Consider the following 23,272-nt stretch of genomic DNA (forward strand, 5'->3'; position numbering starts at 1 on the left):
CCAGAGCAACAGCCAGAGCCTTGGGGTACTGCCGGCGCTACGTGAAAAGCTCCTGCCGAGCGTGGCTCGGCACTACGGGTTCGCGGGGGTCTCTTGGTGAATCGTCACGAAAACAACCGATAACTCAAAGGTCGGCTGTCACCGTCGATGCACAGCGGCCATTGGCATCGGCTTGGTCGAGCCATGCATTCACTGCACCTGATAGACGATCCAAGCGCATCGGCAGGCTTAGATGGTCTTCTGCTGGAACCTCCAGATAGCGTGCGCGTGGCGCTGCAGCAGCTAGTGCTCGGCCCTGTGCTACCGGAATGTGTTCGTCGTCGCGGCCGTGTATCAACAGCACGCAGGCAGGGACTTGTGCCAAGGCCTGACCGACGTCGATCCTGTCCAGATCTATGCCCAGTTTGCGGTCGGTGGTGGCGATGGCTTCATCGAGTCCGCGGCCACCGTATTGCCAGCGCGCCAGCGGCAAGGCGACATAGTCGCTCCAACGTTCCGGTGGTTTGGCCAACATATGCGGCACCATCGTGCGAATCGCCTGGCCGGCATTGTCGAACGATTCCATCGCCACCACGCTGCGCAACTGCGGGCCCAGTTCACGCGCAGCAAATATGGCCGTCGCGGCACCGTAGGAAACACCGAGCAGATGTACTGGCCCGCTGATCTGGCCTTCGGCCTTCAAGGCCTTCAATGCTGCGACTACATCCTCGCCTTCGCGCGTGCCGTAACCGGAAAGGCCATGGCCGGAACGGCCGTGGTTGCGCAGGTCCAGGGCGATTGTGCGATAGCCCTGCTGCGCAAGCTCGAGCGACCACGGCAGCAAGGAGCCGCCATCCATCATCCAGCCATGCAGCAGGATCACCGTGCCGCGTGGCGGCTGTACATCTGCGGCCTTCGGCGCCGAGGCGTCCAGCGAGAACTCCGGGAAGCGCTCGCCCTTGCCCAGGTATCGGTAGTCGAGCCGGTAGTCACCCGGTTCGAAGGCCAGCCAATGCAGGGCGACGCCATCGCTGCCGGCCACACTGCCCTGCTGATGCGGCAGGCGTGTGAGCAGGGCGTCGATACGCTCGGTAGGGACCAGCGGTGATGCGCCGCCAGGTGCGGCCAATCGCTCACTGAGCGACAGCGGCGGAACGGGAGAGGAGAGGGCAAAGCCAGCCAGCATCACGCAGACGCCAGCCAGCGCCAGCGAACGAAGCATGGCGGGAACCGGTTTTGGGGAATCGTCACGTTAGCTGCAAGGGCGCCGCGCATCTACCGCAGAGCGATGACAGTTGAATGACCGTTGTGTGGTGTTTGGGTTGCGGCGCGTGATGCCGCTGGTCATGGCACGGACTGGCCGTGCAGCGCGGCTGCTTGTGGGAGTGGCGTGAGCCGCGAAGCAGACGACTTTGTGGGTGACGGAATGTCGTGCAATTGCAGCGTCTCAAGCTTCCAACAGATCGTTGTTCGCGTCCGATTGCATCATCGCTTCACTGCATAGAAGCGCGAGGAGCCTCCCTCACCCCAACCCCTCTCCCGGGCGGGAGAGGGGCTTCAAGCGCAGCGCTGCGGATCGGGGCTTGTGCCACCGGCATTCGGCGCTGTTGTTGCAACGATCAGACACGCTGCCGTTACTTCATGTACATGAAACGGCAGATGTCGAAGCCAGCGTAGTAGGTGATATTGCTGCTCGACTGACTGTAGATGAGCGGCCTTCATGCTCGAACACGTTGTTGATGCCGAGCGACATGGTGCTGTCCCATGGAAGGACATGGCGCAGCTGCATGTCGCGGAAGGTGTTGGAGCCCCGCTTGTGGCTCGGCCGCATGTAGGTAGACTTTCCGCCAACCCATCTGCACGCCTGCAGATGGGTTGCTGCTGCCCCCGAGCTGATGGCGGATCAGGTTTCGCGCAATGCCGTGGTGATGGGCAGCCGCGCCGCCCGCAGTGCCGGGAACAAGCCACCCACCAGGCCAATACCCAACGCCCATTTCAGGCCGCTCCACAGCAGCGGTGGCGATACCTTGAACTGGAATACCACCTGGCTGAAGTTGTTGCCCAAGGTGGAGACGGTGAAGTTGTTGAACGCCAACCAGGCGACCACGCCGCCCAGCAATCCGCCCAGCAAGGCCAGCAGCATGGTCTCCAGCATCACCGCGGTCACCACCGGCACGCCGCGAAAGCCGATTGCACGCAGTGTGGCGATCTCCCGCGCGCGCGTAGCCACCGCGGCATACATGGTGTTGAGTGCGCCAAACACCGCGCCGACAGCCATGATTGCGCCGATCACCGTGCCCAGCACCTTGAGCAGTTTGTTCAAGCCGCCGCCTTGTTTGCGGTAATAGTCGGCGGTGCTTTCTACGTCCAGCTTCAGTCGCTGGTCGTTGTCCACGGCCGCCTTGAACGCCTCAAAACCCTGCTTGCCATCGGTACGTACGCTGATCGACTGCCACGCACTACGGTTGTATGTGGTTGCCAGAGTCTGCGCATCGGTCCATAACTCCGAATCATGCGCGTCACCGGATTCGAAGATACCGACCACGGTCCACGCCTGGTTGCCCAGCGTCAGCGTCTTGCCGACTTCCAGACCCTGGAACTGTTTCTGCGCGCCACGCCCGGCGACGATCTCGCGCAGGCCCGCACCGAACTTGCGGCCTTCGACCAGACGGACCTTGTCATGCACGGCCCAGGCCTGTTCGCCAACACCGCGGAACTGCGCGTTGACATCGGTGCCGTCGCTACGTGAGGTGAGGTTGACCACCTGCGAGACTTCGGCCGACACCAGCGGACGCCCGTCTGCACCGCGCTTCACGCCCGGCAGGGTTTCCAGCAAGGGCACCTGATCGCGGGTGATCACCGAGTTGGTCTCGGCCTGCGAACCGCCGCGCAGAACAATGGCGGTGCTGTCATCGCCGGTACTTTCCAGCGTTGCCTGGAAGCCCTGGCCCATGGCCAGCATCGCCACCAGTACGCCGACCACACCGGCAATACCAATCACGATCACCGATGAGGAGCCCCAGCGCTGCGGCAGGCTGGCCAGGCCGATGCGGGTGGCAGCCAGTGCCAGCCGCCCACTGCGGGTGAGCAGCAGCCACAGTGCGATTGCCACCACCACCACGAGGACGCCAAACCACGGCAGTGCGATCCACACGCCCAAGCCGATCGCCAGCAACAGGATCACCAACGCATTCGAAAGAAAATTCTTCATGTCGTTCTCCTCAGCGCCCGGCCAATGCGTCGACGATCTTCAGGCGTTTGGCACGCAGTGCCGGCAGCACGCCCACCACCAGGCCGATCACCACGATCAACAGCGCGCCGACGATCCAGGTCTGCGTTGGTACGTGCGGCGGCAGCAGGCCCATGGTCTGTGGCGCCATCACCGGTAGCACCAGCGCGGCCAAGCCAAGGCCGATGGCGCCACCCAGGCCGACCAGCACGATCGATTCCACCATCACCAGCATCAGCATCGTGCCGTCCTTGAAGCCCAGCGTTTTCAGCGTGGCGAGCTCCGGCACGCGCTCACGCACGGCCTGGGCCATGGTGTTGCCGGTGAGCAGCAGCAGGGTGAAGAACACCGCGCCCATGATCGAGGTGACGATCATGCCGATGTCGGCGAATTGCTTGATGAAGGCCTGCTGGAACGCCGATTCGGTCTGGCTCTTGGTCTCGTGGTCGGAGTTGGCCGAGATCGCATCGATGGCCTGGGCCACGCGCGAGGCATGGTCGGGGTTGTCCAGGCGCACGGTGTACCAGCTGACCTGGTTCTTGATGTAGTCGTTGGATTCGTCGAAGTATTTCCAGTTCATCATCAACTGGCGTTCCTCGTTGGCAGCGGTGGCGGTGTTCTTCGACTTGAAGATGCCGACCAGCTGCAATGGCCAATCATTGCTGCCGCCACGCGGGAAGATGGTGGCCTGCAGCGGAATGGTGTCGCCGATCTTCCAGCCGAACTGCTTGGCAAGCGACTCACCGACGACGGCACCGGTGCGCGTGTTGCGGAATGCATCGACCTGTTCTTTGGGGATTTCGAATTCGGTCATCAGGTCGAAGTAGTTCGGCGCTACCGAGAAATTCGGGAAGAAATTCTTCTGGTCCTGGTAGATGCCACCGAACCACATCGCATAGGTGACATCGTCGACGCCTTCCACCTGGCGGATCTGCGATTCCAGGCGGATCGGCAAGGAGTCGGTGATGGACAAGCGTGATGCAACCACCAGGCGGTTGGCGCCGGCCACGCTGTTGCCGCCGCTGGCAAAGGCCACGCGCACCGAGTCGAGCATGCCGAACAGCAGGAAGGCGGTGATGATGGACAGCAGGGTGAATAAAGTACGTGTGCGGCTGCGGAACAGCTGCGCCCAGATCAATGAGAAGTACTTCATGGCCGTGCTCCTCAGTGCACCGGGGCGTCGACCAGCTCGCCCTTGTCCAGATGCACGGTATGGGTGGCGTATTCGGCCGCCTTGGGATCATGGGTGACCATGATGATGGTCTTGCCGTGTTCGCGGTTGAGCAGCTGCAGCAGGCCCAGCACTTCTTCGGCGCTTTGCCGATCCAGATCACCGGTGGGCTCGTCGCAGATCAGGAAGGTGGGGTCGGAGACGATCGCGCGGGCAATGGCCACGCGCTGCTGCTGGCCGCCGGACAGCTCATTGGGGCGGTGGTCGCGGCGATCAGCCAAACCGACCAGGGTCAGGGCGATCTGTGCACGGCGTTTGCGCTCGCTGGCATTGAGGTTGGTGAGCAGCAGCGGCAGTTCCACGTTCTTCTGCGCGGTAAGCATCGGCATCAGGTTGTAGAACTGGAACACGAAGCCGACGTGGTGGCTGCGCCAGGTGGACAGCTGGCCGGCGCTGAGCTGGTCGATGCGCTGGTCTTCGATATTGATCTCACCGCCGCTGGGTGTGTCCAGGCCGCCGATCAGGTTGAGCAGGGTGGTCTTGCCGGAACCGGATGGGCCCATCAGCGCGACGAAGTCACCGCGTTCGATATCCAGGTTGATGCCGTGCAGGACCTGCACTTTTTCCGGGCCACGCTGGTAGGTCTTGGTGATGTTGCGCAGGGAGACGAGGGTACTCATGGATGATCCTCAGCAGTGACGCGGTGATGTTTGGTGTTCGGTGTTGAAAATCTGATGCTGGACGTCGAAATGCTTTTGCTTTGCTTCTCGTTCCCTCCCTTTGCCGAAGGCAAGGGGAGGGCTAGGGAGGGGTGCTTTGGCTTTGGCTTCCGCTTCTGCTCTTTGCTTGTGCAAAGAAGTAACCAAAAGAAACAAACCCTGCCTCCGCACCCACGATGCTCCGCATCGCGGGTCCACTGCGGAAGGGGTCAGGTAAGGCAAGGGCTAAAGCCAAAGCCAAAGCTGCCCTCATCCCAACCCTTCTCCCGCATGCGGGAGAAGGGCTAAAGCAACAGCAACCGCCAAAGCAGCAGCTAAAGCAACAGCTAAAGCAACAGCTAGAGCAACAGCAACAGCGCTACTTCAGTACATCAGGTGATACGCGCCAGAACAACGAAGATCACAATCCAGTGCTTACTTCTTCGCGCCTTCCAGCGTCACCTTGTCACCATCCTTCAATTCAGCTGCAGGGCTCAGCACCACCGTCTGACCGGCGCTCAATCCCGACAGCACCTGCTTGTCCTTGGCCAATACCTGGCCTACTTCCAGTGGCCGTTGCTTCACCTTGTCGTCGGCCTGCAGCACGAAGGCAACCTGCTTGCCGTCGCGTTCGACAATCGCGGCAGCCGGTACGCGGACGCCCTTCGGCGCTTCGGCGCCGGTTGCTGCGGCCTTCTCCAGGAAGCTGACGCGCACGCCCATCTCCGGCACGATGCGTGGGTCTTTCGCTTCCAATGCCACGCGTACCTTCACCGTGGCCTTGCCGCGGTCGGCGGTGGGGATGATGGCGATAACGTGGCCGGGAATCTTCCAGTCCGGATAGGCGTTGAGCACGATCTCAACCGGCATCTGCGGTTGCACGCGACCAATGAAGGCTTCGCCTACTTCCACTTCCACTTCCAGCGATTCCATGTCGACGATGGTGCCGATGCCGGTACGGGTGAAGCCGCCGCCGGCCGACAAGGGCGACACGATTTCACCTGGCTGCGCGGCCTTGGCCGTCACCACGCCAGAGAACGGTGCGCGCACCACATTGTTGTCCACCCCCAGGTCGGCGATGGCCAGTGCGTCCTGCGCGACCTTGGCGTTGTGGCGTGCGGTGGTGAGCTGCGCGCGCAGGCTGTCGCGGGCGGCGACGGCCTGGTCGTACTGCGAGCGCGAGACCAGTTGCTGGCCTACCAGCGACTGCAGACGGCCTGCTTCAGCCTCTGCCTGGCGCAGCTGCGCCTGCAGGCCTACGGTCTGGCTGCGGGCGGCGTCCAACTGGGCGGCGTTGAGGCTGCGCTGGGCGTTGGCGTCGATGGGATCGAGCGTGGCCATCACCTGGCCTTCCTCCACCCGCATGCCTTCTTCGATCATCACCTCGCGGACCTTGCCGGTGATCTTGGCCGATACGGTCGCCATGCGCCGCGCCACCACATAGCCGCTGGCATCCAGCACCGAGCTGCTGTCCGCGCCCGCCTGCGCCATTGCCACCACCGGTGCGGTCTGCACCGTCACCGGCGGTTTGCCGCCGAGCAGGGCGCCAATGCCCAGCGCCAGCAGCAGGGCGAGCACCAGCCCGATCACAATCCACAACCAGCGCCGCGAGGGCGATGGCCCGCCCGGTGCCGGGGCAGTGCGGTCGATGCGGAGTTCCTTCAGCAGTTCAGCAGATGCATTCATGGGGAGCAGGACGGCGTGGGATGGGAAATGTGACCGCAACTTACCGCAATCCGCCGCGGACGGCAGCGGTGGGCCAGGATGGGGGATCATAAGGGGCTGGCTCCCAGCCCGCAGGTGACGGCTGTCATGTGCTTTGGCTGATCGCCGCCACTGCGGAAAACGACAGGGGCCACCTATGGTTCAGCCATTCCCTGAAGAAGGCAGTGGCAATGGACCGGCGTGTTGAGGTGTTGGCGAGCCTGCAAGGCGTGCACAAGCGCTATGGCGCAGTGCTGGCGCTGGACGGTATCGATCTTGAACTGCGGGCCGGGCAAGTGCTGGCGTTGCTTGGCCCCAATGGTGCCGGCAAGACCACCGCCATTGGCCTGTTGATGGGCCTGCTGCGCGCCGATACCGGCCGCGTGCTGCTGTTCGGGCAGGACCCGCAGCAGGTGCGTGCACGTCGCGGCATCGGGGTGATGCTGCAGAGCGCCGCACTGCCGGATACCTTGCGTGTTGCAGAGTTGATCCGGCTGTCGGCCAGCTACTATCCGGCGCCACGCAGCCTGGCTGAAACCGCAGCGTTGGCCGGTGTCGAGGACCTGCTGAAGCGTCGCTATGGCCAGCTGTCGGGAGGCCAGCAGCGGCGCGTGCAGTTCGCCCTGGCGGTGTGTGGGCGGCCGGCACTGCTGTTTCTGGATGAACCCAGCGTCGGCCTGGATCTGGCGGCCCGGCAGCAGCTGTGGGCCACGGTGCGGGCACTGGTCGCCGAAGGGACCTCGGTGGTGTTGACCACGCATTATCTGGAGGAGGCCGAGTGCCTGGCCGACCGCGTCTGCGTGATGCTGCGCGGCCGCATCATCAGTGACGGCAGCGTCGATGCGCTGCGCGCACGCGTTGGCCATCGCAGCATCCGCTGTGTCAGTGCGCTGGATGTGGCGACGGTAGCCGCTTGGCCCGGCGTGGTGCAGGCAAGCCGGGACGGCGCATGGCTGCAACTGCGCAGCGACCGTGTGGAAGCGGTGGTGCGGCAGCTGTTGCAGGCCGACGCGGCGCTGTGTGGGCTGGAGGTGCAGCCACCGGGCCTGGGCGAGGCCTTCACCGATCTCACCGCCGATGCTGCGCACAGCCAACGTGAGGCCGCCTGATGAACACTCCTTACGAGTACACGCCGGTGACGATGTCGCGCCGGCGCGTGGCAGGCGCTTACCTGCAGGAAATCCGTGCCGAATGCCTGCGCTACCTGCGCAGCCCCGGCTTCGTGTTGCCGACGCTGCTGTTTCCGGCCACGTTCTATCTGTTGTTCGCGGTGCTGCTGGGCCACGCGCAACCGGCCGACGCCGCGCGCTTCCTGCTGGGCAGCTATGTCAGCTTCGGGGTGATGGCACCGGGTCTGTTCGGCTTTGGCATGTCCTTGGCGCTGGAGCGCGACAATGGACTGCTCACCCTGAAACGCGCCATGCCGATGCCGCCGTTGGCCTATCTGCTCGGCAAGATGGTGATGGCGATGATGATGGCGTTGGCCATCGTGATGATCCTGCAGCTGTTGGCTACTGCCGTGGCCGGCGTGACGTTGAGCGTGCAGCAGTTGCTGCGGCTGACGTTGGTGGCCAGCTTCGGCACCTTGCCGTTCTGCGCGCTCGGTCTATTGCTGGGTACCTTGAGCAAGGGCAATGGGGCGGCCGCCGTCATCAACCTGATCTACCTGCCGATGGCAGTGCTGTCGGGGTTGTGGTTTCCGCTGAAGGTATTGCCGCCGCTGTTGCAGGATATGGCAGTCATCTGGCCCAGCTACCATCTGAACGCGCTGGCACAGGATGCGCTTGGCTTTGCGGTGGGCAGCGCCTGGCCGCATGTGTTGTGGTTGGCCGCATTCAGCCTGGTCTTCATCACCTGGGCGGGCTGGCGTCTGCGCCGGCATGGCTGATGGCATCATTGCCGCATTGGCGTACTGGCGTACTGGAACGGGACCTTGGTCGATGGCATTGCAGCGCCCTGAATGGTTGAAGCCGGCACCGGATTCGGTGGTGGCCGACAACATCAAGCTCGGCAAATGGCCGTGGATAGATGCCGTGCACCTGTTGTGGACGGTCTGGGTGTTCATCACGCCGATGTTCGGCGGCGGTTACAGCCTGCGTTGGGGCTTGATCACGCTGTGGTCGTTCCCGCTGTTCATCCTGTTCTACGTGTTGGCGCTGACAAGCGCGCGGCGGCATGCGCCGATCTTCGCGCTGGCGATGATCGTGCTGTCGATGGCGCTGCTGCCGATCTATCCCTCGGGCATGAACTACTTCGTGTTTGGCTGCGTGATGCTGCGGACCCACCGCTGCATCAGCATGCGGCGCTATCTGCTGGAGGTGGCGCTGTTGAACATCGGCTTCGTGTCGATGGCATCGTGGATAGGCTATCCGTGGCAGGTGATGGCATGGATACCGGCACTGACGGTGATCATTGGCCTGATCGTCAACGTGGAGCGTTCCAGCAGCGAAAAGGACGCAGCGCTGCGGCTTTCGCACGAGGAAGTAAGGCGGCTGGCCGCTACCGCCGAGCGCGAGCGCATCGGCCGTGATCTGCATGATCTGTTGGGGCATACCTTGTCGTTGATCACCTTGAAGATGGAGTTGTCGCGCAAATTGTTCGAGCGCGATCCGCAGCGTTCGCAGCGCGAGCTGGCCGAAGCCGAACAGATTGCCCGTGATGCGCTGGCCCAGGTACGCAGTGCGGTTACAGGCTTTCGCGCCGCGGACCTGGCGGCTGAACTGGCATCGGCGCATCTATTGCTGGAGTCTTCGCGGGTGCATCTGCGCCATTCGCCGCCACCGGCGATGCCGGCGTGGATCGAGGCGGGTCTGTCGATGGTATTGCGTGAGGCGGCCACCAATATCGCCCGCCATGCGCAGGCCAATGAAGCTTGGATCCGGATCGATAGCGGGCCGGAGGCGGTGGTGATGGAAGTAGTTGATGATGGGCGCGGTGGTGTGGCGGCCAATGGCAACGGTTTGGCGGGCATGCGCGAGCGTGTGCTGGCTATGGGCGGCGAGCTGCAGATCGAGTCACCGAAAGGGCAGGGCACCCGTTTGAAGATCCGCATCCCGGTACAGGCGCAGGCGCTAGCACCGTCACAACCTTCAGCTGCCGAGCGGATGGAAGCTGCAGCCGCCACGCTGCAAGGTGCGCGGCTATGATCCGCATCCTGTTGGCCGAAGACCAGGCAATGGTGCGCGGCGCCTTGTCGGCGCTGCTCAATCTTGAGACCGATATCGAAGTGATCGGCACCGCCGCCGATGGCGAGATCGCCTGGCGTGAGTTGCAGCGGCTTGAACCGGATGTGCTGGTAACCGATATCGAGATGCCGGGGCTTACCGGGCTGGAATTGGCCCAGCGTGTGCAGCGTCATGGGCTGCCGATCAAGGTGGTGATCGTCACCACCTTTGCCCGCGGCGGTTTCCTGCGGCGCGCGCTGGAAGCGGGCGTGCAGGGCTATCTATTGAAGGATTCCCCGGCCGAAAAGCTGGCCGATGCTTTGCGCCAGGTGCATCGCGGCGGCCGCGCCATCGATCCGCTGCTGGCGGTGGAAGCCTGGTCGGAGGCCGATCCTTTGAATGATCGAGAACGCCAGGTATTGCGCCTGGCCGGCGATGGCCGCTCCGCCAACGAAATCGCCGAGCAGCTGGGCTTGTCGCATGGCACTGTGCGTAACTATCTTTCCGAATGCATCGGCAAGCTGGGCGTGGCCAATCGCATCGAGGCCTATCGGGTGGCGCGACAGAAGGGCTGGTTGTAGGTTTTGAGTTCTCTCCCTTTCGCGTAGCGAAGCGGGGAGGTTGTGGTCTGTTGCTATCCTTGGTGAGGCCCTTGCCGAGCATGGCTCGGCACTACCAAGGCCACTGCCGAGCATGGCTCGGCACTACCAAGGCCCTTGCCGAGCATGGCTCGGCACTACCAAGGCCACTGCCGAGCATGGCTCGGCACCACCGGGTCAGTGGCGTTCGCCGCGTGCCATTGCCTGGAACACGCCATCGCGGCGTACCCAGGCATGGAACAGGGCCGCGCCGACATGCATCAACACCGTGGCGAACAGCAGGTAGGCCAGCAGGCTGTGCGCGCCACGCAGCAGCGCGTACAGCGATGGCGTATGCGGCACGATGGCCGGCAGCTGTACACCGCCCCACAACACGATGGGATAGCCACCGGCCGACAACATCGCCCAGCCGATCAGCGGCATCGCCAGCATCAATGCGTACAGCAGCCAATGCGAGGCGGTGGCGGCCCAGGCCTGCCATGCCGGAAGATCGGCAGGCAGCGGCGGTGGCCGGTGTCGCAGGCGGTTGTACAGGCGTAGCAGGGCCAGTACCAAGATCAGGATGCCGAGCGGCCGATGCAGGTTGATCAGGCCCGGGCGCAGATGCACCGAGGCGACCATGGTGACGCCGATGAACAGCATCGCCAGGATCAGCAGCGCCATGCTCCAGTGCAGCACACGTGCCAGCAGATTGAAGTGTCCATTGCTGCTCATGGCTGCTCCTGCGCGTTGTCACGTGCAGCCGCGCCGGTGGCGCGCTCGCGTTCGCGGCGGTTGAAGGACTGTGAGTACACCGCCGAGCGTGCCGCCAGGATCGGGTCGTCACTGCCTGCTATACCCTCGGGCAGGATCAGCGGATCGAAGTTGAGGTCATTGCAGCTGCCTTGTTCCTGCGGCTGCATCTGATCGATGTTGAGCACCCCGGCCGCGATCTGTTCGCGTTCGGCTGGCCACGGCACGGAGGAGTCGTTGATCGCATCCTGAGGCCCGGCCAGGGTCACCAGCAGATTCCAGCGCACGGGGCCCTGCGCCAGGCGCTGCTGCAGGTCCTGGCTGAGGAAGTCCACGCCGGCCTGCTCGCGGCTGGCGGCATCCAGTTCGTGGACGGCCGCTTGTGGCTGCCAACGCCAGCGCACCGCGCGGCGTTGGCCCTGCGCATTGGTGAACCAGAAGCTGTTGACGCTGTTGAACTCGGTGCTGGCCCAGCTGTCGGTCCACGGCGCGGTCTTGGCCCATTGCTGGAAGGCGCGGACGCTGGGATATTTTTCCTGGATCGCGGCGAGTTTGGCGGGATCAGGCTTGCCGGTGGCCGGGTCGGGAATCTGTGCGCGGGTTTGTTCGTAGAAGGCTTCGGGCGTAGCGACGGCGAGGAACGGGAAGCTATTCATCGCCATGCGCCACTGCTGACCGTCATCGCTGCTCAGCTGCAAGGCGATGCTGCGTACGCGCGCGCTGTTGTCGGCGCCATGCGGGTTGCCGCCGCCTATCGACAGCCGTCCCAGCACCGGCACACGCGATTGTGCGAATACGTGCGCCCGTGAGAGCTGCGTTGCCTGCGCGCTGGGCTCGAACCAACCGCTGACGCAGACGCCCTTGCTGTGCGCACGACGGAAGCCGGGGTGGTTTGCGCCGGTGGCCTCGATGGCATCGGTGAAATCCTGTGCGGTGAGTCGGTCACGGCCTATCCAACCTGCCAGCCAGGCAAAGCCGAGTGCAACCGCACCGAGAATCAGGGCGATCAGCGCGATCCAGGGCAGCGGAGAGTGCGGCTGTCCGCCGCGTGCTTGCCCGCCGTGGCGGGTGAATTTGAATAGTGGCATTGCGGTACCAGTCGTGACTGACGGGAGCGTGGTGCCGCTATACGGTGGCAGAAGTGGCAGCGCAGGGCCAGCTTTGTGCTTTTCCCCCTCCCTTGTGCTTAGCACAGGGGTTTTCAGCTCCCTCCCTTGCGCGTAGCGCAGGGGAGGGTTGGGGAGGGGTAGGATTTTGCAGTGTTGCTGATGGTTCTGCTGTTGCCTTGTTTCGCGTGAATTGCAGCGCGCGAGCAAAGCCAAAGCCAAAGCCAAAGCTTCCCCTCATCCCAACCCTTCTCCCGCAGGCGGGAGAAGGGCTAAAGCAACGGCTAGAGCCAGAGCAACAGCCAAAGCCAAAGCCGAAGCCGAAGCCGAAGCCAGAGCCAGAGCCAGAGCCAGAGCCGAAGCCAGAGCCGAAGCCAGAGCCGAAGCCAGAGCCGAAGCCAGAGCCCCCAACCCGTCCGGCCCGAAGGCCTAGCCTTCGGTCGTTCATCAGGTCGCGCGGCAGTGCCGCGCAAGCAGACCTTCTTCACCCCCTGCGCTGCGCGCAAGGGAGGGCTGGATTACGCGCGTGCCAGCTTGCGCAGGCGTTTACGCTCCTTGCTGCGGGCGCGCCAGTTGCGCCAGTGCTGCTGCAGGCAGGAGAAGATCACGTACAACGCCGGGGTGCTGAGCAGGGTCAGGCTCTGCGAGATCAGCAGGCCGCCGATCATTGCGATGCCAAGCGGCCGGCGCAGCTCCGAACCTTCGCCAAGGCCAATCGCCAACGGCAGTGCCGCCAGGATGGCAACCATCGTCGTCATCATGATCGGGCGGAAGCGCACGATGCTGGCTTCGCGCACCGCTTCGGTCGGTGACTTGCCATGCACGCGCTGCGCGACCAGGGCGAAGTCGATCATCATGATCGCGTTCTTCTTGACGATGCCGATCAGCAATACCAAGGCGATCATCGAGATGATCGACAAATCGGTATTGGTGATCCACAAGGCCAGCAGTGCGCCCATGCCTGCAGCGGGCAGGGTGGACAGGATGGTCACCGGATGCACCAGGCTCTCGTAGAGCATGCCCAGCACGATGTAGACCGTGGCAATGGCGGCGATGATCAGCATCAGCATCGCAGTCGGGTCCATCGCCTGGCGGAAACCGCCGGGTGCAGCCTGGCGGATGTCGCCCGGCATGCGCAGGCCGTCGATCACCGATTTGACGATGGCATCACCCTCGCCACTGCTGACGCCCGGTGCGAGGTTGTAGCTCAGGTCCATCACCGTGTACTGGTTCTGGTGGGTCACCTGCGACGGTGCCAGCCCCGGTTCCTGATGGGCCAGCGCGGTCAGCGGAATCATCTGGCCGCTCTTGGATGGCACATACAGGTCTTCGATCGCGGCCGGGCTGCCGGTCTGGCTGGGCAGCGCATTGACCACCACGCCGTACTGATTGAGATCGGCATAGATGGTGGAAATCTGGCGTTGGCCGAAGGCACCGTACAGCGCGCCGTCGATGGCGCCGATGGTCACGCCCAGACGCGAGGCCTTCTCGCGGTCGATGACGATCTTCTGCATCAGCCCGCCCTTGTCCACGTCCGAGCCGACATCGCGCAGCTGCGGATGCTGCTTCAGCGCGGCAACCACCTTGGGCAGCCATTCGGCCAGCTGCTCGGCATCATTGCCCTGCAGGGTCACGCGGTTCTGTGCGCCCTGCGAGCCGCCACCACCGCCGTCGGACGGCAGGTCCTGGATGGCCCGCAGGCGAACGTCCAGGTCCGGGAACTGCGCCGCTTTGGCGCTGAGCCGGGTCACCACCACGTTGGTGGGTTCGCGGCGGCCTTCCTTCTCGGTCAGCAGTTCGATGTTGAACTGGGCACTGCTGCCCTGGCGGCTGGAACCCAGTCGCGAGCCCACCATCTTCACTGCTGGGTCGGCCAGGAACATGTCGCTGAGCCGGCGTTGGCGTTCGCTCATTTCCTGGAACGAGACCGTCGCGCTGGAACTGGCGCGGCCCCAGATCAGGCCGGTGTCCTGCTCGGGGAACTGGCCCTTGCTGACCGAACCGGCCAGGTAGAAGGTGGCCACGATCAACAGCAATGGCGTCAACGACAACAGCAGGGCGTGGCGCAGCGAGAAATCCAGTGCGACGGTGTAGATCTTGAGCATGCCCTCATGCATGCGGTCGAGCATGCGGTTGAGGCGGGTGTCGCGTGCACCTTCGGCATGCGGATGCAGGAAGCGCGCGCACAGCGCCGGGGTCAGGGTCAGCGAGACCACGGCCGAGACCAGGATCGCCGCCACCAGGGTGAGGGTGAACTCACGGAAGAACGCGCCGATCATGCCCTGCGCGAAGATGATCGGCAGGAATACTGCAATCAGCGAGGCGGTGATCGAGATGATGGTGAAGCCGATCTCGCGTGCGCCGGCCATTGCCGCTTCACGCCGTGGCATGCCCTCATCGAGATGGCGCATGACGTTCTCGATCACCACGATGGCATCGTCGACGACGAAACCAATGGCGATCACCAGTGCGAGCAGGGTCAGGTTGTTGAGGGTGAAGCCCAACGTGTACATGACCAGCGCGGCACCGGCCAGCGACAGCGGTACCGTCACTGCGGCAATCAAGGTTGGCGCCAACCGGCGCAGGAACAGCGCCATGGTCAGGACCACCATCAGCAGGCTGATCATCAAGGTGATCTGCACTTCGGCCAGCGAGGCGCGGATGGTCGGGGTGCGGTCGAAGTACGGGGTCAGCGTGGTGCCGGCATCCAGGTAGCCGGTGAGTGAGGGGATGGCGGCCTTGACCCGGTCGACGGTGGCGACCAGGTTGTCGCCGCTGCGCAGGTAGACATACATCAGCACGCCGCGCTTGCCGTTGAACCAGGCCGCCTGGTAGGCGTCCTGCTGGCCGTCGTAGACGGTGGCCACATCCTTGAGCCGCACCACCGCACCGTCGTGGGTGGAAATGGCGACGTTGGCGAAGTCCGAGGCCTTGCGGATCTGGTCGTTGAGGATGATCGCGGTCTGGCTGGTGCCATCGCTCAGGAAGCCCAGCGGCGAGGCCACGTTGGCCGCGCGCATGGCGTTGCGCAGGTCATCCGGGCTCAGGCCCAGCGCTGTCATCGCACGCAGGTTGAGGTCCACCCGCACGGCCGGGGTGGAGGCACCGGCGATATCCACCTGCGAGACGCCGGGCAACTGCCGCAGCCGCTGCGCCAGCAGCGAGTCGGCGGTGTTGTAGAGCTCGGCCACCGACTGCGTGTCCGAGGTCAGCGCCAACGCGATCACCGGATCATCGTTGGGGTTGGCCTTCTGGTAGGTGGGCGTGTTGATGCCCGCCGGCAGGTCGGCCATGGCCGCATTGATCGCGGCCTGCACGTCCTGCGCGGCCGAGTCGATGTTGCGGCTGGTGTTGAACATCAGGAACACCATGCTGCGGCCGTCGCTGCTGCTCGAACGCATGGTGTCGATGCCCGGCACCTGGCCCAGGTGACGCTCCAATGGTGCGGTTACCGTAGCCGCCATGGTGTTGGCGTCGGCACCGGTATTGGAGGCCTGTACGAAGATCACCGGGATGGCGAGGTTGGGCAGGGCCGCAACGCCCAGTCGCAGGTAGCAGACCATGCCGGCGAAGAACAGGCCGATGGCCAGCAGGGTGATGCCGATCGGGCGGCTGATGAAAGGCGCGGAGATATTCATCCGCGCTTACCGTGCCGCCTGCAGGCGCGCCGCGGCGCGTTGCTCACGACGCTTGGCGGCCCACTCGGACAGGCGTTCGAAGTACAGATAGATCACCGGCGTGGTGTACAGCGTGACCAGCTGCGACAGCAGCAGGCCGCCGACGATGGCCACACCCAGCGGACGCCGCAGTTCCGAGCCGATGCCGGTGCCCAAGGCCAGCGGCAGCGCGCCGAGCATGGCCGCGGCGGTGGTCATCATGATCGGCCGGAAACGCAGCAGGCAGGCACGGCGGATGGCGTCATGCGCATTGGCACCGGCGCGCTGCGCGTCCAGCGCGAAGTCGATCATCATGATCGCGTTCTTCTTGACGATGCCGATCAGCAGCACGATGCCGACGATGCCGTCCACCGACAGGCTCATGCCGCACAGGTACAGCGCCAGCAGCGCACCCACGCCGGCCGGCGGCAGGGTGGAGATGATGGTCAGCGGATGGATCCAGCTTTCGTACAGCACGCCGAGCACGATGTAGATCACCGCGATGGCCGCCAACAGCAGCAGGATCACATCGGTCTGGCTGCTGGAGAACTCGGCAGCGGTGCCGACGAACTGCGCCTGCATCTGCTGTGGCAGTTCCAGCTCGGCCACCGCCTTGTTGATCGCATCCACGCCTTCGGACAGGGAATAACCCGGTGCCAGGTTGAACGAGATGGTCGCCGATGGCAGCTGTTGCTGATGGCTGACGATCAGCGGCGCGGTGCCGGGCGTGGCGCTGGCAATGGCCGACAGCGGAATGCTGCCGCCCGCGCCCAGGGCGATGCCGGTGTTGGCGCTGCCGATGCCGGTAGCGGTGGACGAGTTGCTCGATGTCACCTGGCCCAGGGTGGTCGCATTGCTGCCACTGAGCGTGCCGCTGCCATTGCTGCCGATCGCCAGCTGGTTCATCAGCGCATCGCTGTTGCGGAACTCCGGCGCCACTTCCAGCACCACGCGGTACTGGTTGAGCTGGGTGAAGATGGTCGAGATCTGGCGCTGGCCGTAGGCGTCGTAGATCGTGTCGTCGATGGTCTGCATCGGCACGCCGTAGCGGCTGGCCTTGTCGCGGTCCACTTCCACATGCAATGCGCGGCCGTGGTTGGCCAGGTTGTTGTCGACGTCGGCCAGCTCCGGCAGGCGCCGCAGTGCATCGGTGACGCGCTCGGTCTGCGTGGCCAGCTCGGTGCTGTCCATGTCCGACAGCGAGAACTGGTAGGCAGTGGCGGCCACGCGCGTATCCAGGGTCACGTCCTGCACCGGCTTCAGGTACAGGGCGACACCGGGCACATGCGCGGCGGCGGCCTGCAGCCGCGGCAGGATCACATCCAGCCCGTCACGATCGCCGCGGTCCTTGAGCACGATGCTCAGCTGGCCCTGGTTGAGCGTGGGGTTCATGCTGCCGGCGCCGATATAGGCGGCCACGCCGGTGACCGCTTCATCGCTCTGCAATGCGGCGGCAACGGCCTGGGTGCGCTGCTGCATCTGCTCGAAGGCGACGTTCTGGTCGGCGATCACCACGCCGGTGATCATGCCGGTGTCCTGGTCGGGCAGCAGGCCCTTGGGGATCACCATGTACAGCAGCACGGTCAGCGCAACCGAGGCCAGGGCAATGGTCAGGGTCAGCGGCTGGTGGCGCAGCACCCAGTCCAGGGTGCGCTCGTAGACACCGACCAGGCGCGACCATGCGGTGACCTTGCCGTGTGCGGCTGCCCGCTCATGCGCGTCGTCGCCTTCGGGCAGCGCGTCCGGCTTGAGCAGGTAGGCGCACATCATCGGCGTCAGCGTCAGCGAGATCAGCATCGAGATCGACACGGCGATGGTCAGCACCCAGGCGAACTCGTGGAACAGGCGGCCGGTGACGCCGGGCATCAGGATCAGCGGCAGGAATACCGCGATCAACGACACCGTCAGCGACAGCACGGTGAAGCCGATTTCGCGCGAACCGATCTCGGCCGCCTCCGGGCCATCCTTGCCCTTCTCGATATAGCGCACGATGTTCTCGATCATCACGATCGCATCGTCGACCACGAAGCCGGTGGCCACGGTCAGCGCCATCAGCGACAGGTTGTCCAGCGACATGCCGGCAAAGGCCATCACCCCGAACGTACCCAGCAGTGACAGCGGTACCGCCACCGACGGGATCACCGTCGCCCACAGCCGGCGCAGGAACACGAAGATCACCGCCACCACCAGGCAGATGGTGAGGATCAGGGTGAACTGCACGTCGTGCACCGAGGCGCGGATGGTGACGGTGCGGTCGGAGAACACATCCAGCGTCACGTCGGCCGGCAGCATGCCCTGCAGGTTGGGCAGGATCTGGCGGATGTTCTCCACCGTCTTGACGATGTTGGCACCGGGCTGGCGGCGCACTTCCAGCAGCACCGCCGGCTTGCCATCGGCCCAGGCGGCGAGCTGGTCGTTCTCGACCCCGTCGACCACCTTGGCGACGTCGCGCAGCCGCACCGGCGCACCGTTCTGGTAGCGGACGATGATGTCGTTGTAGTCGGCCGCGTCGCTGAGCTGGTCGTTGGTGGACAGCGTATAGCTCTGGGTCTTGCCGTTGAGCGAACCCTTGGGCGCATTGACGTTGGCCTGGGTCAGCGCGCTGCGCAGGTCTTCCAGGGTCATGCCCATGTTGGCCAGCTGCGCCGGATTGACCTGGATGCGCACCGCCGGCCGCACGTTGCCGGCAATCGACACCAGGCCGACACCATCGGTCTGCGACAGGCGCTGGGCCAGGATCGAATCGGCCAGATCGTTGACCTCACGCAGCGGGCGCGTGTCCGAGGCCAGTTTCAGGGTCAGGATCGGCGCATCGGCCGGGTTCACCCGGTTGTAGACCGGCTGGTAGGGCAGCGAGCTGGGCAGGGTGGCCTGGCGGATCGCCGCCTGCACGTCCTGCGCGGCGGTATCCAGATCGCGTTCCATCGAGAACTGCAGCACGATGCTGGACAGACCGGCCGAGGAATCGGAGGTCATCATGTCCAGCCCGGAAATCTGCCCCAGCTGCCGCTCCAGCGGCGTGGTCACCAGCGAGGCCATGGTCTGCGCGCTGGCACCCGGGTACTGGGTGGTCACCACCAGGCTGGGCGCTTCGATCTCGGGCAGGGCCGCAACCGGCAGGCGCTGGTAACCGAGGATGCCCAGCAGCATCAGCCCGATCATCAGCAGGGAGGTGGCGATCGGGCGCCGGATGAAAATAGTCGAAAAGCCCACGGTCGATTCCTGGTGCGGGGGAGGGGAGGCGGGTGCCGGCCAGCGCCTCAGCGCGGCGGGCCACCCCGTCCACCACGGCTGCCCTTCTGGCTGGCCGCCTTGAGCTGTTCTTCAGTCGGTGCCGGCGGTGCCTGGCCCGGTGCCAGTGCATTGACCTTGCTGCCTTCCTTCAAACGGAACTGACCTTCGGTGACCACCTTGTCGCCGGCCTGCAGGCCCTTGCTGATCACCACGTGGCTGTCGTCGACCTGGCCGCCCTGCACCACATCACGCAGGGTGACGGTGTTGTCGGGCTTGATCAGATAGACGAAATCGCTGGTGCTGCTGCGCTGCACGGCTTCGGCCGGCACCACCACTGCGCCGGGCAGCTCGTTGAGCTTCATCTGCACGTTGACGAACTGGCCCGGCCACAACGCATCGTCGGCATTGGGGAACTGTGCACGCAGGCGGAAGGTGCCGCTGCTGCTGCTGATCTGGTTGTCCACCACCTGCAGCACACCGTCGGCATTGACCACACTGCCGCCGCTGCGGTCCAGGGTGGCGGTCTGCAGGGGCGCCACCGCCTGTGCAGCGCGCACCGCGTCGAGCTGCTGCTCGGGCAGGTTGAACAGCACGTAGATCGGCTGCAGCTGGGTGATGGTGACGATCGCGCTGCCGGCGCTGACCACATTGCCCGGGTCGACCGCGCGGATGCCGGCGATGCCGTTGATCGGCGAGGTGATGCGGGTGTAGTCCAGCTGCACCTTGGCCTGCGCGGCCGAGGCCTGCGAGGCGGCCACGGCGGCCTGGTACTGGGTCACCTGGTTGCGCAGCGTGGTCAGGTCGGTCTGGGCGACGAACTGGCGGTACTCCGGCGAGTTGGAGCGCGCGTAATTGGACTGGGCGGTAGCCAGCAGTGCCTCGTTCTGGCGCTTGCTGGCGATGGCCTGGTCGTACTGGGCCTGGAAGGTGCGCGGGTCGATCTGCGCCAGCAGCTCACCCTTCTTGACCGCCTGGCCTTCGCGGAAGTTGACGCTCAGCAGCTCTCCGCCGACCTGCGGGCTGACGGTGACGGTATTGAACGCGCTCACCGTACCCTGTGCGGTCAGGTAGACCGGTACGTCCTTTTTCTCGGCAGTCACAGCGGTGACCGGTACGGGATCCTTGTCCTGCCCGCCCTTGCCGCCCTGACCGGTACCGGCTGCGCTACCACCGGCGTTCTGCTTGCCGCCCCCCATCACCCGGTAGCCGATACCGGCCACCAGCAGCACTGCAATGACCAGCAGTACGATCTTCCAGAAACGCGACATGCGGAAACTCCTGAGGAACCGGTAAGGGGAGGCAATCAAGGCGCAGAGGATACCCCCGCACATGTACGCATGGAGGCATGACCGATGGGCCACGCATACAGACCCGTGCAGGTGATGAACGTTCCATCGCCGCATCGGTTGACCTGATCACGCAACGCGCCATGTAGTGCCGAGCCATGCTCGGCAGGGGCCTTACCGGCATCGCATCAACCTGCGCGAACGCTGTAGGAGCGGCATCAGCCGCGAAGCCGGCACAATCAGAACCGTAGTTGGCCTGTGATCTGGCGGACCTTGAGCTTCGCGGCTTACGCCGCTCCTACATGCCGATGGGTTGTGGGGAATGCCCCCTGCCGAGCATGGCTCGGCACTACGGTGGATCGCCTACAGCGTGTCGGTTTCCTGCCTGCAGCTCTTTGGCCCATGATGGGCCTGCATTCACCCTGTCCCCATCTGGAAGGAGAGCTGTCGATGGCCCGCAAGACCGTGTTGCTGTCTGCTTTGCTATGCGCCCTGGCCCCGCTGGCGCAGGCCCAGGATGCCGCGCAGCGGCCGGAGGTGGCCGCCGCGGCCAATCGCCTGCAGCAGCAGGTGGTGGATTGGCGGCGCGATTTCCACACCCATCCGGAACTCTCCAACCGCGAGGAACGCACCGCTGCCAAGGTCGCCGAACGGTTGCGTGCGATGGGCCTGAGCCCGAAGACCGGGGTGGCCGTGCACGGCGTGGTCGCCATCATCAAGGGCGGCCTGCCGGGCCCGAAGATCGCCCTGCGCGCCGATATGGACGCGCTGCCGGTCACCGAGCAGACCGGCTTGCCGTTCGCCTCCAAGGCCACCGCCGAGTACCGCGGCGAGCAGGTCGGGGTGATGCATGCCTGCGGCCATGACGCCCACACCGCCACCCTGCTCGGTGTTGCCGATGCGCTGGTGGCCATGCGCGACAAGCTGCCGGGCGAAGTGATGCTGATCTTCCAGCCGGCCGAGGAGGGTGCGCCGCCGCCGGAACGGGGCGGCGCCGAGCTGATGTTGAAGGAAGGCCTGTTCAAGGACTTCAAGCCGGAAGCGGTATTCGGCCTGCATGTGTTTTCCAGTGTGCAGGCTGGCCAGATCGCGGTGCGCGGCGGCCCGCTGATGGCGGCCTCCGACCGCTTCGGCATTACCGTCAACGGCCGCCAGACCCATGGCTCGGCCCCCTGGAACGGCGTTGACCCCATCGTCGCCGCGTCGGATCTGATCGGCACCGCGCAGACCATCGTCAGCCGCCGCGTCAATCTGTCCAAGCAGCCGGCGGTGGTCACCTTCGGCGCGATCAAGGGTGGCATCCGCTACAACATCATTCCCGATTCGGTGGAAATGGTTGGCACCATCCGCACCTTCGATCCGGACATGCGCAAGCAGATCTTCGCCGACCTGCGCAATGTCGCCGAACACACCGCCGCCGCGCACGGCGCCACCGCCGTCACCGACATCTATGAGAAAGACGGCAACCCGGCCACGGTCAACGACCCGGCATTGACCGCGCGCATGCTGCCCAGCCTGCAGGCGGTGGTGGGCAAGGACAATGTCTACGAGCCGCCGCTGCAGATGGGCTCGGAGGATTTCTCCTTGTATGCCCAGCAGGTGCCGTCGATGTTCTTCTTTGTCGGTTCGACCGGCGCCGGCATCGACCCGGCCACCGCACCCAGCAACCACTCACCCAGGTTCCTGTTGGATGAGAAGGCACTGGACGTGGGCTTGCGCGCGCTGTTGCAGGTTTCGCTGGACTATCTGCACGGTGGCAAGGCGGGTTGAGTCCGGGTAGTGTCGGGGTTTACCTACAAGGAAGAAGGCGCCCCATGACAGCCAGTCTGGCCATGCTGCTGCAGTCGCAGCTCGACCCCAAGCTCACCGCCGAAGGCCTGCTTGCGCAGATGCGCAGCGATTGGCCAGAGTTGGACCAATCGCTGCTGCGGCTGGGCGAAGTACCGTCCGAGGGCGACGGCACCGAGGATGCCGGGGCTGACGATTCACCGATGCAATGCCTGGAGTATGGCGACCATCTGATCGCGCTGATGCCCATCCCGGTGCAGATCGGCGATGACATCGCACAGATCTGCGCGCACAGCCGGCTGTGGCCAGACGCCACACCGGCGCCAGTGGATTACGCCGCGCACACCATCGTTACCGTGATGCGGTTCAGCGATGACGGGCAGGAGCCCAACCTGGTTGCACAGGCCGCGCTGCTCAGCCAGGTAGTGGCCTCGGCCATTGCCGTGTCCGACAGCAACGTGGCGGTGTACTTCGGTAGCGCCAACCACGTGGTGCTGCCGGGCCTGTTCCGCGAACTGACCCAGGCCAGCTTGCCCGAGCCGATGCCGATTGCCTGGGTGGCGATCAATGTCGGCCAGAACCCGCAGGGCGTGATGACCGGCCATACCCGCGGCATGGATATGCTGGGGCTGATGGACATCGAGATCCCGGCAACCGCGGACACCGCCGAGGGCGTGTTCAGCCGGCTTACCGGCATCGTTGATTACCTGATCGAAAACGGCATGGTCATCAGCGATGGCGACACCCTGGGTGCGACCGACGAGGAGCGCATCCGCGTGGTCTATGGCCCCTCGGCGCTGGACCCGGAACGGCAGGTGATGCGGCTGCAGAGCGAGGAGATAGCGCCGACCAAACCAGCCAAGTCGTGGTGGGCGCGGCTGCTGAACTGAATTCGCGGGCGGCGCAGGCTGGCCATCGGAAAACGC

Annotated in this window: 16 protein-coding genes; 6 read left to right on the plus strand and 10 right to left on the minus strand. The window is 64.7% G+C overall.

What is annotated here, in order from left to right:
- Positions 1-124: 124 nt before the first annotated feature.
- From ABB27_RS07630 to ABB27_RS07650, 5 genes are all read right to left on the minus strand, one after another.
- Positions 125-1,201 (minus strand): alpha/beta fold hydrolase, encoded by a 1,077-nt coding sequence (locus tag ABB27_RS07630; RefSeq protein ID WP_057627992.1) that lies wholly within the window; start codon positions 1,199-1,201, stop codon positions 125-127.
- 681 nt (positions 1,202-1,882) lie between these two features.
- A complete protein-coding gene (locus ABB27_RS07635) occupies positions 1,883-3,190 on the minus strand; it encodes an ABC transporter permease (RefSeq protein ID WP_057627994.1) in 1,308 nt (435 codons plus the stop codon).
- Between the two features lie 10 nt (positions 3,191-3,200).
- Positions 3,201-4,361, minus strand: a complete 1,161-nt coding sequence (locus ABB27_RS07640; RefSeq protein ID WP_057627995.1) for an ABC transporter permease — start codon at positions 4,359-4,361, stop codon at positions 3,201-3,203.
- An 11-nt stretch (positions 4,362-4,372) separates the two neighbouring features.
- Positions 4,373-5,059, minus strand: coding sequence for an ABC transporter ATP-binding protein (locus tag ABB27_RS07645; RefSeq protein ID WP_057627997.1), 687 nt, complete (start codon positions 5,057-5,059; stop codon positions 4,373-4,375).
- 453 nt (positions 5,060-5,512) lie between these two features.
- Positions 5,513-6,763 (minus strand): efflux RND transporter periplasmic adaptor subunit, encoded by a 1,251-nt coding sequence (locus ABB27_RS07650; RefSeq protein WP_057627999.1) that lies wholly within the window; start codon positions 6,761-6,763, stop codon positions 5,513-5,515.
- A 209-nt stretch (positions 6,764-6,972) separates the two neighbouring features.
- Here ABB27_RS07650 and ABB27_RS07655 point away from each other — a divergent pair, with 209 nt between their 5' ends.
- Genes ABB27_RS07655 through ABB27_RS07670 form a run of 4 tightly spaced genes read left to right on the plus strand, consistent with a single transcriptional unit; the run spans position 6,973 to position 10,526 of the window.
- Complete coding sequence (locus tag ABB27_RS07655; protein WP_057628001.1) at positions 6,973-7,890, plus strand: ABC transporter ATP-binding protein; 918 nt, start codon at positions 6,973-6,975, stop codon at positions 7,888-7,890.
- Complete coding sequence (locus ABB27_RS07660; RefSeq protein WP_057628003.1) at positions 7,890-8,669, plus strand: ABC transporter permease; 780 nt, start codon at positions 7,890-7,892, stop codon at positions 8,667-8,669. The genes ABB27_RS07655 and ABB27_RS07660 overlap by 1 nt, the downstream gene beginning before the upstream one ends.
- Positions 8,662-9,927 (plus strand): sensor histidine kinase, encoded by a 1,266-nt coding sequence (locus ABB27_RS07665; RefSeq protein WP_244479182.1) that lies wholly within the window; start codon positions 8,662-8,664, stop codon positions 9,925-9,927. The genes ABB27_RS07660 and ABB27_RS07665 overlap by 8 nt, the downstream gene beginning before the upstream one ends.
- A complete protein-coding gene (locus ABB27_RS07670; RefSeq protein ID WP_057628005.1) occupies positions 9,924-10,526 on the plus strand; it encodes a response regulator transcription factor in 603 nt (200 codons plus the stop codon). Before ABB27_RS07665 ends, ABB27_RS07670 begins: the two co-directional genes overlap by 4 nt.
- Before the next feature lie 195 nt (positions 10,527-10,721).
- Here the strand turns inward: ABB27_RS07670 and ABB27_RS07675 are convergent, their stop codons facing one another.
- The 5 genes from ABB27_RS07675 to ABB27_RS07695 all read right to left on the minus strand — a co-directional run bounded on the left by ABB27_RS07675 (position 10,722) and on the right by ABB27_RS07695 (position 20,540).
- Entirely contained in the window at positions 10,722-11,258 is a 537-nt protein-coding gene (locus tag ABB27_RS07675) for a cytochrome b (protein WP_057628007.1), read from the minus strand.
- Positions 11,255-12,364 (minus strand): catalase family peroxidase, encoded by a 1,110-nt coding sequence (locus ABB27_RS07680; protein WP_057628009.1) that lies wholly within the window; start codon positions 12,362-12,364, stop codon positions 11,255-11,257. Before ABB27_RS07680 ends, ABB27_RS07675 begins: the two co-directional genes overlap by 4 nt.
- 536 nt (positions 12,365-12,900) lie before the next feature.
- Positions 12,901-16,020 (minus strand): efflux RND transporter permease subunit, encoded by a 3,120-nt coding sequence (locus tag ABB27_RS07685; RefSeq protein WP_057628011.1) that lies wholly within the window; start codon positions 16,018-16,020, stop codon positions 12,901-12,903.
- Positions 16,021-16,026: 6 nt separating this feature from the next.
- Positions 16,027-19,251 carry an efflux RND transporter permease subunit gene (locus ABB27_RS07690; RefSeq protein WP_057628013.1) on the minus strand — a complete coding sequence of 1,075 codons (3,225 nt, stop codon included), beginning with the start codon at positions 19,249-19,251 and terminating at the stop codon, positions 16,027-16,029.
- A 47-nt stretch (positions 19,252-19,298) separates the two neighbouring features.
- On the minus strand, positions 19,299-20,540 hold the full coding sequence (locus ABB27_RS07695; protein ID WP_057628015.1) for an efflux RND transporter periplasmic adaptor subunit: 1,242 nt from the start codon (positions 20,538-20,540) through the stop codon (positions 19,299-19,301).
- Positions 20,541-21,008: 468 nt separating this feature from the next.
- On the opposite strand from ABB27_RS07695, the gene ABB27_RS07700 reads away from it, so the two are divergent.
- Positions 21,009-22,328: an amidohydrolase gene (locus tag ABB27_RS07700; protein ID WP_057628017.1), complete on the plus strand. Its 1,320-nt coding sequence runs from the start codon at positions 21,009-21,011 to the stop codon at positions 22,326-22,328.
- A 44-nt stretch (positions 22,329-22,372) separates the two neighbouring features.
- Positions 22,373-23,236: a DUF4261 domain-containing protein gene (locus ABB27_RS07705; RefSeq protein WP_057628019.1), complete on the plus strand. Its 864-nt coding sequence runs from the start codon at positions 22,373-22,375 to the stop codon at positions 23,234-23,236.
- Positions 23,237-23,272 lie beyond the last annotated feature (36 nt).

The organism is Stenotrophomonas terrae, assembly GCF_001431465.1.
In the GTDB taxonomy this organism is placed as follows: domain Bacteria; phylum Pseudomonadota; class Gammaproteobacteria; order Xanthomonadales; family Xanthomonadaceae; genus Stenotrophomonas; species Stenotrophomonas terrae.

Coding starts and splice junctions, on each gene's coding strand:
- ABB27_RS07700 (WP_057628017.1), top strand. CDS start 21,009: ATGGCCCGCAAGACCGTGTTGCTGTCTGCTTTGCTATGCGCCCTGGCC.
- ABB27_RS07685 (WP_057628011.1), bottom strand. CDS start 16,020: ATGAATATCTCCGCGCCTTTCATCAGCCGCCCGATCGGCATCACCCTG.
- ABB27_RS07655 (WP_057628001.1), top strand. CDS start 6,973: ATGGACCGGCGTGTTGAGGTGTTGGCGAGCCTGCAAGGCGTGCACAAG.
- ABB27_RS07695 (WP_057628015.1), bottom strand. CDS start 20,540: ATGTCGCGTTTCTGGAAGATCGTACTGCTGGTCATTGCAGTGCTGCTG.
- ABB27_RS07630 (WP_057627992.1), bottom strand. CDS start 1,201: ATGCTTCGTTCGCTGGCGCTGGCTGGCGTCTGCGTGATGCTGGCTGGC.
- ABB27_RS07640 (WP_057627995.1), bottom strand. CDS start 4,361: ATGAAGTACTTCTCATTGATCTGGGCGCAGCTGTTCCGCAGCCGCACA.
- ABB27_RS07705 (WP_057628019.1), top strand. CDS start 22,373: ATGACAGCCAGTCTGGCCATGCTGCTGCAGTCGCAGCTCGACCCCAAG.
- ABB27_RS07660 (WP_057628003.1), top strand. CDS start 7,890: ATGAACACTCCTTACGAGTACACGCCGGTGACGATGTCGCGCCGGCGC.
- ABB27_RS07650 (WP_057627999.1), bottom strand. CDS start 6,763: ATGAATGCATCTGCTGAACTGCTGAAGGAACTCCGCATCGACCGCACT.
- ABB27_RS07635 (WP_057627994.1), bottom strand. CDS start 3,190: ATGAAGAATTTTCTTTCGAATGCGTTGGTGATCCTGTTGCTGGCGATC.
- ABB27_RS07670 (WP_057628005.1), top strand. CDS start 9,924: ATGATCCGCATCCTGTTGGCCGAAGACCAGGCAATGGTGCGCGGCGCC.
- ABB27_RS07665 (WP_244479182.1), top strand. CDS start 8,662: ATGGCTGATGGCATCATTGCCGCATTGGCGTACTGGCGTACTGGAACG.
- ABB27_RS07680 (WP_057628009.1), bottom strand. CDS start 12,364: ATGCCACTATTCAAATTCACCCGCCACGGCGGGCAAGCACGCGGCGGA.
- ABB27_RS07645 (WP_057627997.1), bottom strand. CDS start 5,059: ATGAGTACCCTCGTCTCCCTGCGCAACATCACCAAGACCTACCAGCGT.
- ABB27_RS07675 (WP_057628007.1), bottom strand. CDS start 11,258: ATGAGCAGCAATGGACACTTCAATCTGCTGGCACGTGTGCTGCACTGG.